This window comes from Methylosinus sp. Sm6, assembly GCF_019802345.1.
Lineage (GTDB): Bacteria > Pseudomonadota > Alphaproteobacteria > Rhizobiales > Beijerinckiaceae > Methylosinus.
On sequence record NZ_JAINDZ010000061.1, the window covers coordinates 1 to 14983 of the forward strand.

The window sequence follows — 14983 nt, forward strand, 5'->3', positions numbered from 1 at the left end:
GATCCGTCTGCAAATCCCGAAGGAATTTTCGTCACCGAAGGAGCGCGGCGCCGCATGAAACTCTCGAACAAGATCACCGCTTCGCTCGACGCGATCCCCTACGCGCCGATCGCCCTGTTTCTCCGAGTGGTCGCCGCACATCCGTTTTTCGCGTCCGGCCAGACAAAGATCGAAGGACCGACCATCGGCGGAGACGTTTTCGGCGCCGACGTGACCGTTCAGATTCCGATGGCAGTCAGAGATGCGACATTCGCTCTCTTCGCCGAAGAGTACAAGCTGCCGTTCATTTCACCGAGTGTCGCGGCTTATATGGCGACCGCGCTCGAAGTCGTGCTGCCCGTGCTCCTTTTGCTCGGTCTCCTGACGCGCCTTTCGGCGCTCGGCCTTTTGGCCATGACTTTGATCATTCAGATCTTCGTCTATCCCGACGCGTGGTGGACGGCGCATGCCTATTGGGCCGCGCTGCTCATCGTCATCATCGCGCGCGGTCCGGGCGCCATCTCGCTCGACCATCTGCTCTCTCGCCGATGACTGCGGCGCCGGATCAACCGTCGCGCCGTGCGGTGACCATCGGCCTCGTCGGCGCGGCGATTTCTTCGTCGGTCGGGGCGCAATCGAACAACGATCGGACTTGGCCGCAGCTGCGAACCCCGACCTCGCAGTTCATCGAGCTGAGACCGCTCGCCGAGGCGCCCGCGCTCGACCTTCGACGCATCGACGGCAAGACGATCGAGCTGAAGGCGCTTCGCGGGAAGGTCGTCTTGCTGTGCTTCTGGGCGACATGGTGTCCGCCCTGCCGCCGCGAATTGCCGACGCTCGAACGTCTCGGGCGCCTCATCGATCCGCGCGACCTCGAGATTGTCGCGATATCGATCGACAAAGGCGGAAACGATTCGGTCGCTGCATTCTCGAGGAACATCGGCGTCCTTCGCCTGCTGCCCTTTCTCGACCCCGACGGACTTATCGCTGTCCGTGCCGGACAAACTTCCTCCTCGCCCTTCGTTCTTCATGGCATGCCGATCTCCTATGTCGTGGATCGGCTCGGACGCGTCGCCGGCTATATCGTCGGCGAGGTCGACTGGACATCCGGCGACGCGCTGGCGCTGATGAGGTTTTACATCGATCGATGATGCGGGAGGCGCGCCGCCGCTAACCGGCGCGTCTCGTTCGTCGAAACTCATGGCGGCCTATTTCGGGTCCGTTCGGCTATCCGTCCATGCGAAAGGCTCGAAGCTCTCGTTCAATGGCGTCTTCGCCAAGCGGTTGGTGTAGTTGCTCATCACCATCAGCGCGACGCCCATGATCACCTCGAGCAGCGCACGATTGTCGTAACCGGCTCGAAGAAAGCTCGCGGTCTCCTCTTCGGTCACGGCTCCACGCTTCGTCACCAAGGCGCGCGTGAACCGATGAAGCGCCTCCAGCTTGGCGTCGCCGATCGATCGGCCCTCCCGCAGGCTCGCGATGACTTCGGGAGAGACCTTCTGCTTGAATGCGGCGGCCGTATGGGCGGCGACGCAGAACGCGCAACCGTTCTCGAAGCTCGTCGCGAGAAGGATCGTCTCGCGCTCGGTAGCGGAAAACGCGGTCGACTCGAAAGCCTTGTAGAGAGCTTGAAAGCCCTCCAGCATAGCGGGCGATTCCGCTTGAACCGCGAACAGGTTGGGAACGAAGCCGAATCGTTGCTCGATCGCAGCGAGCCATTTGCGTGAGCCGTCGGGTGCGGTCGACTGGGTATGAAGTGTGAATGTCATCGATAATGTCTCCGACCTGCTGTCTGATGCGAATGTCGACGACCCGGAGGGGGACGTTCGAATGGAGCTTTGTTTCGGCGTTGCGAGCGAATGATGGGCTCGGTCGTCATCCGATACGCGTGACTCGCTCCTCGTCACCGGGAGATTGTCGCGAGAGGTTCTGTTCTTGCAGCGTTGCGGATCGCTCGCGAAGCGCAATTGAGATAGTTGCGCACGAAGTCCCGATGAGCAGGTGATTGGGCAAAGCTCATCACGCCATCCAGATCGAGGCTCGATGATGAATCGCGTTCGTCGCGTTTGGAGCCCGATTGACGAATCACTCCACGCTCTCTGTCGCAGCAGCGTGCAGATTCTTCGCGCTGTCGTCGACGGCGCCCGCCGGCGTGAGCCGTCCGCTCTGAAGATGCTCTTCGCCCCAGCGATACAGCTCGCGCAGCAAGGGCTCGAGCGTCTGCCCCAATTCACTCAAGGAATATTCGACTCTCGGAGGAACCTCCGGGAACACCTTGCGCCGGATCATGCCGTCCGCCTCGAGTTCCCGGAGCTGAATGGTCAACATGCGTTGGGTGACGTTCGGCATCGAACGGCGAAGCTCGTTGAAGCGCCATGTTCCTTCGAGCAATCGGAAGAGAATCGTCGCCTTCCATTTGCTTCCCATCACGTCCAACGCCGCCTCGAAGGGGCAGCATGTGTAGGTCTCGTGTCTCTGCTTTCGCATCGTTCTGCCTCTCAGTATCGCATTTGATACTATGTGAAACATTAGTGCGTACTTGTTCAAACACAGCATAGCTGCGCAGATTGTCGCGTCAATCGACGACAGAGGAGCAACGACATGCCGCTCGTGCAAATCAAGGGTATCGGCGGATATCTCACACCGGATGAAAAGCGAGAGCTCATCAGCAAAGTGACGGAGGCCGTGCTCTCCGTCGAAGGCGAAGGGCTTCGACAGGCGACATGGGTGATCGTCGAAGATGTGCAGCCGGGCGCATGGGGCGTCGGCGGTCAGGCCTTCACGGATGCCGATCTGAGACGATTGGCTGGACGATAACAAAGGAGGGATCACAATGACGACGATTTATAAGATCAGAGAGCTCGGCCTCCTGACCATCGAAACCGCGACCGGCAAGGCGCGCGACTTGCTGGACGCCGCCAAGCGGCAGCTCGGTTTTGTTCCCAATATGTATGGCGCCATGGCGAACGAGCCGGCACTGCTCGAGGCCTATTCCACGACCTACGCCGCCTTTCGACGCGACGCCGGCTTCACGCCGATCGAGCAGGAGCTGATATTCCTCGTCATCAGCCGCGCGAACTTCTGTCACTATTGCATGGCGGCGCACAGCTTCGTCGCGGATAAAATGTCGAAGGTTCCGACCGAAGTGACGGACGCCGTTCGCGACGGTCGCGCGATCCCCGATTCCAGGCTGCAGGCGCTCGCGACATTCACGCATGTCATGGTCGAGATGCGCGGTCGGCCGAGCGAAGGCGCCGTGCGGGAGTTTCTCGCCGCCGGTTACAGCGAGAGGAATATTCTCGGCGTCATTCTCGCGATCGGCGTGAAGACCTATTCGAATTATGCCAATCATCTCTTCCATACGCCTGTCGACGACGTCTTCGCGTCTCGGGTGTGGAAGGAAGCCGCCTGATTTCGTAAAGGCGAAAGGCGCCCGGTCGCAATGAGCGGCCGGGCGCCGCTTTTCAACAGCACGCGTCTGCGCCCCGGCTCCGATCGGCGGAGACCGTGAAGGGAATGTTCGCGCCGCAGCCGGGAAAAATGCCGAAATGCGTCGAGAAGTCGCCGAGGAAATCGAAATAGGGAGCGAAGCGGCTCTCCTTCAGCATGCGCCAGCTGTTGCCGCAAACGGGGAAGAGCCGGCCCTTCTCGATCACATGATGGCTGTCGAGCGTGAAGCTGTGCGGCGCCTCCGGAACGCCGCCTCTATAGATCACCGCTTGGCCGTAATCCTCGCATGCAGGCTCGAGGCCTTCGATCTTGAACAGACGATAGGTCGCCGAATAAAAGCGCGCCGCGCCGATCTTTTCCTCGATCTCGGAATCGGTGATCTCCAGCGGCCGGCTGGCGGCGAGGCGCGGATCGCCGAAGCCCGCGGCTTTGGCGAGCGCGAGGAAATCGCCCCAATAGAGAGCGCCGCCGAGACACTCTCCATAAACGACGGGATCGTCGCGCAAGGACGGATCGAGGCGCCGGTCGGCGTAGACATCGGCGAAGTGAAACTCTCCGCCCGGCTTCAAGAGATCGAACGCCCCTCGCAGGACTGCGGGCTTGTCGATCGAGAGATTGACGACGCAATTGGAGACGATGACGTCGAAGCTCGCCGGCTCGAGGCCGAGCGCGTCGAGCAGCTCGATATAGCCGTGCAGAAAGCGCACATTATTGCGCGCATAGCCGAATCTTTCCCTGTGCCACTCGATATGCGCCGTCGCGGTTTCGAGCTGCTCCGGCGTCATGTCGACGCCGACGACCTCGCCCGACGGACCGACGAGCTGCGACATGAGATAGACATCGCGCCCGGAGCCGCAGCCGAGATCGAGAACCCGCCGGCCTTTCAGCTCCTCGGGAGCGACCAGTCCGCATCCGTAATATTTCGTTAGAACCTCATCGTGGATATTCGACAGCAGCGCCTTCACCCGCGCGGGCATGCTGTCGGGCGTGCAGCAGGCCATGGTCTTGAGATCGTCGGAGCTGCGCAGCGTCTTTCCGTAATAGTCCTTGACGGCTTCAATGTTCATGAATTTCACCCTTTCGGATCGGCTTTTCCCGCCGGCAGCTTGCAAAAGCCTTGTGAGGGAATGTCGAGCGCCGCATTGAATTTCGAGGAGAGATTTTGAAAGGCGACGAGGCCGGTCAATTCGACGATCGCATCGTCGCTCCAATGCTCTTTCAATCTGGCGCGCAGCTCGTCGCTGACGCCCGGCTCGGTCAATGTCATCGCCTCGGCATATTCCAGCGCGAGCCGCTCGTCCGGAGCGAATAGCGGGCTATCGCGCCAATCCGCGAGCGCGTCGATCTTGTCCATAGCGACGCCGCGCTTCGCCAATGTCGCGGAGTTGATGTCGATGCAAAAGGCGCAATGATTGATCTGCGAGACGCGCACGGTCAGCAATGAGCGCAGCGCCGGCGACAAAGGCGAGGAGCGTCGGTTCAAGGCGCCGTATAACAGCGCCGCGGCCGCGAAGACCAGAGGCGAGCGCCCCCAAAGCAGGCCCGGATCGAGAACTCGTCCATAGGTCAGCTTCTGCTTCCAGAAAAAGAGACGAATGAACCAGGGATATCGGGAAATCGGCTTGGCTTCGACGATTGGCACGAGGAGTCTCCGTTCGAAAGGGAGGGCGCTGAACGCAGCATGCGCTCGACCGCGTTGGTCATCGCGATCTTTCGCGCAGGCGCCGCAGGACCACTGGTAGCAGCGACAGAGCGCCGAGTCCGAGCAAAGCGGCAATCAATGTGGGGCTGAACACGTCTTGCAACCGCACGTCTGCGCCGGCGTCGAATATCTCGCCGAGACTTGCTCCGAACGCCGCAAAGACCAGCGTGCCAGGCACAACGCCGATCGCGGTGGCCGCGACGAAGGGCTTCATGCGCATTCCCAGCAGTGCGGGCGCCAGATTCACGGCCCAGAACGGAAATACGGGAACGAGGCGAAGGAACAGCAGATAGTTGAAAGCGTCCTTGCGAAAGCCGTCGGCCATGCGCGCGAGAAAAGGTCCGGCGCGCTCGCGCAGGACGTCGCCGGCGGCGGAGCGGGCGATGAGGAACAGCAGGGTCGCGCCGACCGTCGCGCCGATGATGGTCAATGTCGCCCCGAGCGGCACGCCGAACAGAAAGCCTCCCGCGAGCGTCATGACCGCCGCTCCGGGCAGCGAGAGCGCGACGACTCCGACATAAGCGAGCACATAGGCGCACGCGGCGGCGACGCTGTGCGACTGGACGAACTCCGACAGCGCGGCGCGATTGTCGCGCAAGGCGTCGAGCGCGAGATATTGGTCCACGCGCAAATAAAAAGCCGCCGCGATCAGTGCCGCGAGCGCGAGCAGAGGGGCCAGTCGCTTCAGGCTCATCCGAAAGCTCCGAGAAAGCGGACGAGCGCGCGCATCCGCGCCGAAAATAGCGCAGGGGTGAAATAGCCGCCGGCGGCGCGCTTGGAGATTTCGCTCAGCGTTGGATAGGGGACGATGAGATTGGCCAGCGCGCCGATCTTCAGCCCTTGCGAGATCGCCAGGGTCCAGGGCGTTATCAGCTCGCCGGCATTGTGGCCGACGATGGTCGCGCCGAGCACGTGCCCGCCTTTCGCGACCACGACCTCGAGGAATCCGCGCGTTTCGCTCTCGGCTCGAGCGCGGTCATTGTCCGAGAAATCGGCGCGCAGAATGCGAATATCGCCGCCACTTTCCTGCGCCTGCGCTTTGGTGAGCCCGACTTGCGCGAGCTCCGGATCGGTATAGGTCACCCATGGAAAGGCCTTCGGTCGGCTTTTTGCCGGCAGCCGGAACAGCGCGTTGCGGATGACGATTCCGGCGTGATAGCCGGCGAGATGAGTGAATTGGAGCCCGCCCGCCACATCGCCGGCGGCGAAGATTCGCTTATTGCTCGTGCGCAGCCTTGCGTCCGTCTCGACGCCTTTTTGTGAATAGCGCACGCCCGCGGCCTCGAGCCCGAGATTTTCGACATTGGGCTTTCGGCCGGCGGCGACGAGCAGATGCGAGCCTTCGATCGCGATTTCACCGGCGCCGTTTCGCAGCACGATGACGACGCCGTCGGCGCTCGTTTCGACGCGGAGAAGCTCGACGCTCTCGTGAAGATCAATTCCATCCTCGACGAGCGCGTCGCGAATGACGGCGGCGGCGTCCGGATCGTCCTTCGGAAGCAGAGGGCCGAGGTCGAAGAGGCTCACTTGCGCCCCGAACCGGCGATGCGCCTGCGCCAATTCGCAACCGATCGGCCCCGCGCCGATCACCAGGAGACGCCGCGGAAGAACAATGTTGTCGAAGATCGTCTCATTGGTGAAATAAGGCGCGCTGTCCAGCCCGGGAATCGGCGGCACGGCGGCGCGGCTGCCGGTGGCGATCACGAAGCGCCGCGCGCGAATGATCTTGCCGGCGGCCTCGACGGTTCGCGGATCGACGAAGCGCGCGCGCCCTTCGATCACAATGCATCCGAGGCCCGTGAAGCGCTCGATGGAATCATGCGGCGCGATCGCATCGATGACGCCGTGGACATAGGCGTTCGCCGCTTCGAAATCGACGTTCGGCTCGCCGGTCAGCACGCCGAATCGGCGCGCTCGAAACACGGCTTTCGCCGCCTTCGCCGCCGCCAGCAGCGATTTCGACGGCACACAGCCGGTGTTGAGGCAGTCGCCGCCCATCTTGTTGGCTTCGATCAAGACGGTGCGCGCGCCGAGCTGCGCCGCGCCCGCCGCGACCGACAGGCCGGCGGAGCCGGCTCCGATCACGCAAATATCGGCCTGAATGTCATCGCTCATCGCGCCGCTCCCTTCGCGCTGCATGTCGCGCCGCCGAGCACGCAGAATCGCGAGCAATGGACATGATTGAGGCTCACGGGGCGCGCCGCCTCCGCGAGGGTCGAGCCCATCTCGAAGGCCTGCGCATAGGGCAATAGCGTGCAGGAGACGACGATCGGCGTCTCGGCGCCCTTGCGCTTCAACACCATGCGCGAGCGCGCGCACATCATCTGCTCCGGCGACTTTCCGAGCACGGCCCAGCAGCTTTCGCTGATCTCGGGCGCATCGTCATCTTCTGCCAGCTCGGGGAACAGCACCAGCCGCGCCGGATCATGGGCGTCGATGGTGACGCCGAGCGCGTCGAACAAATCACGAAATCCCGTGCGCGTCTCGGCTTCGCCATCGCCCGACGCCATCCGCGCCGCGACGGCGAGGTCGAAACGATTGGCGGCGAGCCAGAGCAATCCTTCGATGGCGGGCGCCCAGCTGTTCGGCCCGCGAATTTTCTCGTGATCCTCGGCCCGAAAATGGTCGAGCGACACGCGGCACGCCAGCCGACTCGGAAAGCGCATGTTCAGCTCGCGCAGAGCGGGCGCGACGCGCTGCATCGGCCGCATCGCATTGGTCAGCACGAGAACGCGATGGCCTGCGGCGAGACTGTCCTCCACCATCCCGAGAAGTTCGGGATTCATGAAGGGCTCGCCCCCGGTGAAGCCGATCTCGAGCGGCCCTTCGGCGATCTTCGCCGCCTCCTCCAGAAAGGCCCGGGCGTCCTCGCGCGTAAAATAGGCCAGACTGTCGTTCTTGGGAGAGGATTCGATGTAGCAGTCGCGGCAGCGAAGATTGCACAGAGTGCCCGTGTTGAACCACAGCGTCTCCAGGCGCACGAACGGCGCATGCGCGCGCCGTTCGCCGCGGGCGGTGACGCGGGGATCGCAGAACTTCGCGCCCAAAAGCGTCCGAGCCGGATCGGCCGAGCCGGCCGCCATGTCGGAAGCGTCGAATTGCATCAGCTCGCTCCTCTCTGCGCCTACCGCCTATTTCGGTCCCGACGGGTGAAATGTTTCACAATTGCGTTTCAGACATCCGTCCACAGCCCATTCGAAACAATGCTTCCGGCAGCGGTAACCTTTTTCGCTCTCGCAGCGAAACTCCGGCCGTAGAGGAAGGCGCGAAGCAGATGAACTTATCCATCGTCATTCCGACCCTCGACGCCGCCGCGACTCTGCCCCGAACGCTCGCCGCGCTCGGCGCGCAGGACGATATCATCGTCGTCGACGGCGGTTCCGACGACGGCACCGTCGCGATCGCCCGCGAGTCCGGCGCGAGGCTGGAGGCGGCGCCTATGGGACGCGGTGTGCAACTGCAAGCCGGAGCCGAGGCGGCGCGCGGAGACTGGCTGTTGTTTCTGCACGCCGATACGGTTCTCGAGCCTGGGTGGCGGGAGGCCGTCGAAATCTTCTGCGCCGATCCCGCTAACCGCTGGCGGGCGGCCGTGTTCCGCTTCGCGCTCGACGATCATTCCGTGCAGGCGAGACGTTTGGAGCGCCTGGTCGCATGGCGCGTGCGGTGGATGGGCCTGCCCTATGGCGACCAGGGGCTGCTGATCAGCCGCGCCTTTTATGATGATCTCGGAGGGTTTCGCCTGCTGACTCTGATGGAGGACGTGGACATGGCGCGAAGGATTGGCCGCAAGCGGCTGACCGTTCTCCCCATATCGGCTCGCACCTCCGCGGCGCGATGGCGACGCGACGGCTGGACGCGGCGCAGCCTGCGCAACCTTGCCTGCCTGGCGCTCTACTTCCTCGGCGTTCCGCCGCATGTCATTCGGCGCGTCTACGGCTGACCATGTCGATTCCGCGCCATCTCGTCATTTTCACACGCTGGCCCCGATATGGCGCCGGCAAGCGCCGGCTCGCGGCCGAGATCGGAGCAATCGAGGCGCTGCGCTTTCAGCGCACCGCGCTATCGCTGATGCTCCGCCGCCTCGGCCGGGATCCAAGATGGACCACATGGCTCGCGGTCACGCCGGATCGCTCGGGGCCGTGGCCGGCCGGATTCGGCATTCTCCCGCAAGGCCAGGGAAACCTCGGCCAGCGCATGGCGCGCGTCGCGCGACGGCCGCCGCCCGGTCCCGTGCTGATCATCGGCAGCGACATTCCAGGCATAACGAGGGAGATGGTGGCGCGCGGCTTCCGCGCTCTCGGCGACCACACGGCCGTCTTCGGCCCCGCGACCGATGGCGGCTATTGGGCGGTCGGCCTGCGTCGTCGCCCGCGCTTCCTGGCGCCGTTCGACAAAGTGAGATGGTCGACCGAGCACGCGCTCGCCGACAGCCTCGCCAATCTGGCCGGATCATCGGTCGCGCTGCTCGACATGCTCGAGGATGTGGACGATGCGCGATCCTTCATCCGTCAGCGTCGGCAAGGGTTGCTCGACACGCATTTCGCGCGGCGCTGACAGGATGGAGACATCGCCTCGCCGCTCATCGGGCGAGCGTCAGAAATCCACGAAGGTCCAATCGCATTCGCGCGCCGCGAGGTCGATCAGAGATCTCACTTTCGCCGACAGAAGCCGCGCGCTCGGATAGACGAAATGGATCGGCAGCGGCGCCGGCTCATATTCGGCGAGCACGACCGCGAGCCTCCCGGCGCGGACCAGCTCGATGATCTGATAGCCGGCGGCGATGGTCAGCCCGCCATTGTTCTCGGCATGCCAGATCGCCGCCTCGGCGCTGTTCGTCACATAGGCGGGCGCGGCGTCGACGTCGAAGCGTTCGCCGCCCGACCAGAAGCGCCAGCGGCCGGCCGGGGTCAGGGACGTGCAGGAAATCAGCCGATGCCGCTCGAGATCGGCTGGCGTCGCCGGCGCGCCTCTCGTCTCGAGATAGGCCGGAGAGCCGACGACGACCCGCCGCGTCGCGCCCATCCTGCGCGCGACCAGCGCGGAGTCGGACAAATGGCCGATGCGCAGAGCGAGATCGAATCCTTCCTCCACGAGATCGACGAAGCGATCGGAGAGCGACAGCTCGACCGTGAGCTGTGGATGCGCGTTCATATAGCGGCCGATCAACGGCCCTATGTGCATGCGACCGAACATCAGCGGCGCGGACAGGCTCAACCGTCCTCTCGGCGCGCTCTGCTCATTCTCGGCGACGCGCTCGGCCTCCTCGAGATCGGCGACGATCCGCCGGGCGCGCTCGAGAAAGCGCGCGCCTGCATCCGTGAGGCCGACGGAGCGGGTCGTTCGTTGCAGAAGCCGCACGCCGAGCCTTTCCTCGAGCGCGGCGACCAGTCGTGTCACCAGGGACGCCGAGACGCCGAGGCTTCGCGCTGCCGGCGCGAAGCCCTTGTGGTCGACGACCGCGATGAAGGCCGTGATCGTGTCGAAGCGGTCCATCGGATTGCTGCGCCTGCCGCAACGATGTCGTGCCGAGAAAGGCGATTATCGTTTCGATCGTCATCTACCATCTTCCGGGTGACAGGCAAAACGCCTCGCTCACCTGCGCCGATCGGAGGAGGAAATCATGTCGAGACCGCCGCTGCCGCCTTTCACCGCCGAAACCGCCGCCCAAAAAGTGCGCCTTGCCGAGGACGCCTGGAACAGTCGCGATCCAGAGCGCGTCGCGCAGGCCTATTCGATCGACAGCCGCTGGCGCAATCGCGCCGAATTCATTGTCGGCCGCGATCGGATCGAGGCCTTTCTCGAACGCAAATGGTCGCGAGAGCTCGAGTATCGGCTGATCAAGGAGCTGTGGGCATTCCACGAGAATCGGATCGCCGTTCGTTTCGCCTATGAATGGCGCGACGACAGTGGGAATTGGTTTCGCTCCTACGGCAATGAAAATTGGGAATTCGACGAGCAGGGCCTCATGCGCCTGCGCATCGCCAGCATCAACGATGTTCCGATCTCCGTCGCGGATCGGAAGTTCCATTGGCCGCTCGGCAGACGGCCGGAAGATCATCCGGGCTTGAGGGATCTCGAGCTGTGACGGCGAGCGGGCCGGATCGAGCGGACTCGATTCGACGTCGCAACGATCGCCAGCGGACGACAGCGAGCCTGCAGGCTCGCTTCCAAAACATTCGGAAATTATCGGCAAACGCAAGGAGAAACCCCATGAGCAAGACCGCCATCATCATCTATTCCGATCCGAAGTCCGGCTCCGAGGAAGCGCTCGGCCGCCTCTTCAACGGCCTGTTCCTCGCTTACGAGCTCAAGGAAAAAGGTAAAGACGTCGCCGTCGTCTTCCAGGGCGCCGGCACGCGCTGGCCGGCTCAGCTCGTCAAGGCCGACCACGCGGCGCATGCTCTATACGAAGCGGTGAAGGATGTCGTCGCGGGCGTCTGCGGCGGCTGCGCGGATGTCTTCGGCGCCACCGAGGACGCCCGCAAGACCGGACTGAAGCTCGATTACGAAAAGGCGATTCCCGGAACGCCGGGCGTGCTCGATCTGTCGAGCTATCTCGATGAGGGCTACAGCCTCGTCACATTCTGATCTCTGCGCGCCCGCCCGCTTTCGTCGGTCGGGCGCGCTCCCTTCACGCGCCGAGGGATCGATCATGGACAATCAACGCCCCAACAGCGACATCGCCTTCACCGAGACGGTGAAGCAGCTCCAACGCCGCAATGGCTCGCGCAACGCCTACGCCAAAATGGAGGCGCGCGGCTGGCAGGACCGCATCACCCCTCAGCTGGCCGCCTTCATCGCCCGGCAGAACAGCTTCTACCTCGCGACCGTGAACGCCGAGGGACAACCCTATATCCAGCATCGCGGCGGGCCGCGCGGCTTCCTCAGGCCGATCGACGAGCACAGCTTGGCGATGGCCGATTTCAGAGGCAACCGTCAGTTCATCTCGCAAGGCAATCTGCTCGAGAGCCGCAAGGCGTTCATTTTTCTGATGGACTATGCGAACCGGCTCCGGATCAAGATCTGGGGCGAGGCCTCTATGGTGGAAGGAGACGACGCTTTGCTCCGATCAGTGACGCCCGATGACTACGCCGCGGCGCCCGAGCGCGTGCTTTTGTTCAAGGTGTCGGCCTGGGACGCCAACTGCCCTCAGCACATTCCGCGCAAGATCGACGCCGACGAGGTCGACGATATGCTGGCGAAGCGGGATCGGCGAATCGCCGAGCTCGAAGCGGTGATAGAACAGATGCAGCGCTGAATTCCGGACGTGATGATCATCTCAGCGATGAAAGCGAACAGAATTTTCGTTCGTCTCCGGAACCCAGTTATCCGCGCGCCCATCAGGCGACAGATCCGGACCTTGCTCGAAGGCTTTGGGATGTATCGATCGAGCTGGGCGTCGATCCCGGTCTGCGGGCGACATGAGCATTCCATCCGGCGTCGTTAACGTCCGTAAGGCCCGCGACGGCTCATGGCGCATTGCTGCGGCAGCAAGAATGGCAACGGCATGCTCAATTCACTGACGGCGATCCAGGAGGTTGCCATAGCCAACATCACAATCCGAATCTGGACGACGGTTTGAAGCGCCGCCTGCGTATGCGAGCGGCTGAACATAGCCACTCCACGGAAGAAGAAGCGCGAGAAATCAGATGGGAGGCCGTCTGCGGTGTGAGCACGCCGAAAAATGTCGGCCGGGCGATTCACACCCGCTTTGGCTATCGGCGGCCTGGAGCTATAGCTTCCTGCACGCGGCCCAATGCACGAACCGCCGAACGATGCCGTCACCGTGCTCGACACCAATGCGGTCTCCGAGCCAAAGTGGCCGAAACCCGCGCCCGGCGGTTTTGATCCGAGTGCATAGATTCCGCTTGGAGCAACCGAGAGTTCAGGCATTCTAAGCAGAAATGACCCCGAAGGGCCATTATCAACTATTTGATTTTCATCGCGATTTTTTGGAGCGGGCGAAGGGATTCGAACCCTCGACCCCAACCTTGGCAATGAGGGCCGATTCGAGCATTCGAGCGGCTTAACCTTCACGTGTTGAGCGCCGCTACCTGGGCCATAATCGCGCGAAGGCGGGCTGCGTCTGAGTCGTCCTTCGACAGCCGTTCAGCCAGAACACGGATCAAGTCGGCGTCGAGCTCTGGAAGCGCCTCACCTGTCTCAGCATCTTGCGGCTCTATGGCTTTGCCCTCCAACGCAGCCGCCAACAGTTTTTCGACGCGCTTGGCCGCCTCGAGCGAAGGGTCGCGCTGGACGTGGGCGTAAATGGCCGTCGACCTGAGATTCGCATGTCCCAGGATCGCGCCAGTCAATGCCAATGCTTCGCCGCTCGACGTGGCAGTCGATCCGAGCGTGTGCCGAAGCGTGTGCGGAGTGACCCCTGGTAGGCCGGCGAGCTTTGTCACCTCCGCCCAGACATTGCGCGTACCCTGGTAGTAGCCGTCGCCTCTCTCGGCCGGGAACAGATAGCCTTCCTTGCTGTCCTTCAATAGTCCCTGCAACAGCGCCGCTGCCGCCGGGCCAAAAGGGCGGATCGATTTCCCGGTTTTGGTATCATCGAACTCGAAGAGGTTGCTCCCGAGTTTGACCTCATGAGCCTTGAGGGCAGCGATCTCGTTACGGCGGCAGCCGGTCAGCGCCCACAGGCGGGCGATTGCCACTCCTTTCGGATTGGCGCCTTCTTTCTCGACGGCGTCGAACGCTTCGCCCAGGCGAGAGACCTCGTCCAGCGTGAGAAATCGCTCGCGTCGGTTATCTGTCTTTCTAACGGATGCGTCTTCGACGGGGTTCTTTGTCACGAAGCCATGCCGGCCACCGAAGCTGAACACCGCCGACAGGTCGCGTACGACCTTACGAGCCGCGCCCTCGCCACCGCGCACTATGAGGCGTTTGCGCGGGCCGACCTTTTCGTCCTTGGCCGTCTTGCCGGCCGTAACGTCCGCCACGAAGGTCTCAATATCGCCGGACGTGACCTCGCTCGCTCGCCGATGACCGAGAAGAGGTTCCACGTGGTTGCGCAGCCGCGCCATCGTGTACTGCTTGGTAAGCGGCTTCATAGGCTTACCCTTGTGGATGCCGCGCTGGATAAAGCAGCCATGCTTTTCATAGAAGTCGAGCAGCTCCCGCATCGTCTTCTCGCGGCGTTTCTCCTGCACCTCGCCGGCGGGATCATTACCGCTGGCCGCGGCGCCAAGCAGAACTTTCGCCTTTTTCCTCGCTTGCTCGACCGTCAGCGCTCCGAAGCGTCCGACGGTCAGAAAGCGCCTCGGCGCGGACCGGCCACCCCCATCGGTGCGATAACGGATGATGAACGTCTTCGTACCGCTCTTCTCGACTCGCAGCCCGAAACCCGTGAGATCGACGTCCCACAGGTCATACCGGGCGTCACGAACCTCCGCCTTCTCGACTACCAGCTTAGTCAAGCGGACGCTGGATGATCGGTCCATCACGCCTCCGTTCGCATCTTCTCGTGGGTGCGAGACTATAATGGTGTCCACATGGTGTCCACCGTGATGAAAAATCCAGGCGCGGCGGAGCGTAGCCCAGCGAGAACGCGTTCATAGAAAAAGATGTTTTTCAAATGTTTATAGCACTCAGGAGAAAGCGAGGCGGCCTCGTCGTAGGATACCCCCAACCTTGCCAAGGTTGGGGTCGAGGGTTCGAATCCCTTCGCCCGCTCCAAAAAATCGCAATGAAAATCAAATAGTTGACAATGGCCCTTCGGGGTCATTTCTGCTTAGAATGCCTGAACTCTCGGTTGCTCCAAGCAGAATCTATGCACTCGGATCAAAACCGCCGGGCGCGGGTTTCGGCCACTTTGGCTCGGAGACCGCATTGGTGTCGAGC

At 62.8% G+C, this 14983-nt stretch carries 18 protein-coding genes; 9 read left to right on the forward strand and 9 right to left on the reverse strand.

Features of this window, described 5'->3' with window-relative positions; all coding sequences use genetic code 11:
* Both K3F48_RS22365 and K3F48_RS22370 read left to right on the forward strand, forming a co-directional pair.
* Nucleotides 1–531 (forward strand): DoxX family protein (locus K3F48_RS22365; protein ID WP_370631475.1); only part of this gene is annotated, 531 nt, incomplete at its 5' end.
* A 32-nt stretch (nt 532–563) separates the two neighbouring features.
* Nucleotides 564–1130, forward strand: a complete 567-nt coding sequence (locus K3F48_RS22370; RefSeq protein ID WP_222577660.1) for a TlpA disulfide reductase family protein — start codon at nt 564–566, stop codon at nt 1128–1130.
* Between the two features lie 57 nt (nt 1131–1187).
* Here the strand turns inward: K3F48_RS22370 and K3F48_RS22375 are convergent, their stop codons facing one another.
* Both K3F48_RS22375 and K3F48_RS22380 read right to left on the reverse strand, forming a co-directional pair.
* Entirely contained in the window at nt 1188–1751 is a 564-nt protein-coding gene (locus K3F48_RS22375; RefSeq protein ID WP_196407002.1) for a carboxymuconolactone decarboxylase family protein, read from the reverse strand.
* A gap of 316 nt (nt 1752–2067) precedes the next feature.
* Nucleotides 2068–2469: a helix-turn-helix domain-containing protein gene (locus K3F48_RS22380; RefSeq protein ID WP_222577661.1), complete on the reverse strand. Its 402-nt coding sequence runs from the start codon at nt 2467–2469 to the stop codon at nt 2068–2070.
* Between the two features lie 114 nt (nt 2470–2583).
* Here K3F48_RS22380 and K3F48_RS22385 point away from each other — a divergent pair, with 114 nt between their 5' ends.
* Nucleotides 2584–2799 (forward strand): 4-oxalocrotonate tautomerase family protein, encoded by a 216-nt coding sequence (locus tag K3F48_RS22385; protein ID WP_196407004.1) that lies wholly within the window; start codon nt 2584–2586, stop codon nt 2797–2799.
* A 16-nt stretch (nt 2800–2815) separates the two neighbouring features.
* Nucleotides 2816–3394 carry a carboxymuconolactone decarboxylase family protein gene (locus K3F48_RS22390; protein ID WP_222577662.1) on the forward strand — a complete coding sequence of 193 codons (579 nt, stop codon included), beginning with the start codon at nt 2816–2818 and terminating at the stop codon, nt 3392–3394.
* A 52-nt stretch (nt 3395–3446) separates the two neighbouring features.
* Here the strand turns inward: K3F48_RS22390 and K3F48_RS22395 are convergent, their stop codons facing one another.
* The 5 genes from K3F48_RS22395 to K3F48_RS22415 are packed head-to-tail and all read right to left on the reverse strand — an operon-like array spanning nt 3447 to nt 8238.
* The gene (locus K3F48_RS22395; RefSeq protein ID WP_222577663.1) at nt 3447–4499 is read right to left on the reverse strand and encodes a methyltransferase domain-containing protein; all 1053 of its coding nucleotides are present in this window, start codon (nt 4497–4499) and stop codon (nt 3447–3449) included.
* A 5-nt stretch (nt 4500–4504) separates the two neighbouring features.
* Nucleotides 4505–5074: a carboxymuconolactone decarboxylase family protein gene (locus K3F48_RS22400; protein WP_222577664.1), complete on the reverse strand. Its 570-nt coding sequence runs from the start codon at nt 5072–5074 to the stop codon at nt 4505–4507.
* Between the two features lie 58 nt (nt 5075–5132).
* Nucleotides 5133–5828 (reverse strand): TVP38/TMEM64 family protein, encoded by a 696-nt coding sequence (locus tag K3F48_RS22405; RefSeq protein WP_222577665.1) that lies wholly within the window; start codon nt 5826–5828, stop codon nt 5133–5135.
* Complete coding sequence (locus K3F48_RS22410; protein ID WP_222577666.1) at nt 5825–7249, reverse strand: NAD(P)/FAD-dependent oxidoreductase; 1425 nt, start codon at nt 7247–7249, stop codon at nt 5825–5827. Before K3F48_RS22410 ends, K3F48_RS22405 begins: the two co-directional genes overlap by 4 nt.
* The gene (locus K3F48_RS22415) at nt 7246–8238 is read right to left on the reverse strand and encodes a radical SAM protein (protein ID WP_222577667.1); all 993 of its coding nucleotides are present in this window, start codon (nt 8236–8238) and stop codon (nt 7246–7248) included. Before K3F48_RS22415 ends, K3F48_RS22410 begins: the two co-directional genes overlap by 4 nt.
* 170 nt (nt 8239–8408) lie before the next feature.
* On the opposite strand from K3F48_RS22415, the gene K3F48_RS22420 reads away from it, so the two are divergent.
* Complete coding sequence (locus K3F48_RS22420) at nt 8409–9074, forward strand: TIGR04283 family arsenosugar biosynthesis glycosyltransferase (protein WP_222577668.1); 666 nt, start codon at nt 8409–8411, stop codon at nt 9072–9074.
* 2 nt (nt 9075–9076) lie between these two features.
* Entirely contained in the window at nt 9077–9688 is a 612-nt protein-coding gene (locus K3F48_RS22425) for a DUF2064 domain-containing protein (RefSeq protein ID WP_222577669.1), read from the forward strand.
* 39 nt (nt 9689–9727) lie between these two features.
* Here K3F48_RS22425 and K3F48_RS22430 read toward each other — a convergent pair whose 3' ends face one another.
* Nucleotides 9728–10627: a LysR family transcriptional regulator gene (locus tag K3F48_RS22430; protein WP_222577670.1), complete on the reverse strand. Its 900-nt coding sequence runs from the start codon at nt 10625–10627 to the stop codon at nt 9728–9730.
* Between the two features lie 127 nt (nt 10628–10754).
* Between K3F48_RS22430 and K3F48_RS22435 the strand changes: the two genes are divergently transcribed.
* The 3 genes from K3F48_RS22435 (at nt 10755) to K3F48_RS22445 (ending at nt 12392) form a co-directional block, all read left to right on the forward strand.
* Nucleotides 10755–11219 carry a nuclear transport factor 2 family protein gene (locus K3F48_RS22435; RefSeq protein ID WP_222577671.1) on the forward strand — a complete coding sequence of 155 codons (465 nt, stop codon included), beginning with the start codon at nt 10755–10757 and terminating at the stop codon, nt 11217–11219.
* Nucleotides 11220–11344: 125 nt separating this feature from the next.
* Entirely contained in the window at nt 11345–11722 is a 378-nt protein-coding gene (locus K3F48_RS22440; protein ID WP_222577672.1) for a DsrE family protein, read from the forward strand.
* Between the two features lie 64 nt (nt 11723–11786).
* The gene (locus tag K3F48_RS22445) at nt 11787–12392 is read left to right on the forward strand and encodes a pyridoxamine 5'-phosphate oxidase family protein (RefSeq protein ID WP_222577673.1); all 606 of its coding nucleotides are present in this window, start codon (nt 11787–11789) and stop codon (nt 12390–12392) included.
* A 775-nt stretch (nt 12393–13167) separates the two neighbouring features.
* Here K3F48_RS22445 and K3F48_RS22450 read toward each other — a convergent pair.
* Nucleotides 13168–14583, reverse strand: coding sequence for a site-specific integrase (locus K3F48_RS22450; RefSeq protein WP_222577674.1), 1416 nt, complete (start codon nt 14581–14583; stop codon nt 13168–13170).
* Nucleotides 14584–14983 lie beyond the last annotated feature (400 nt).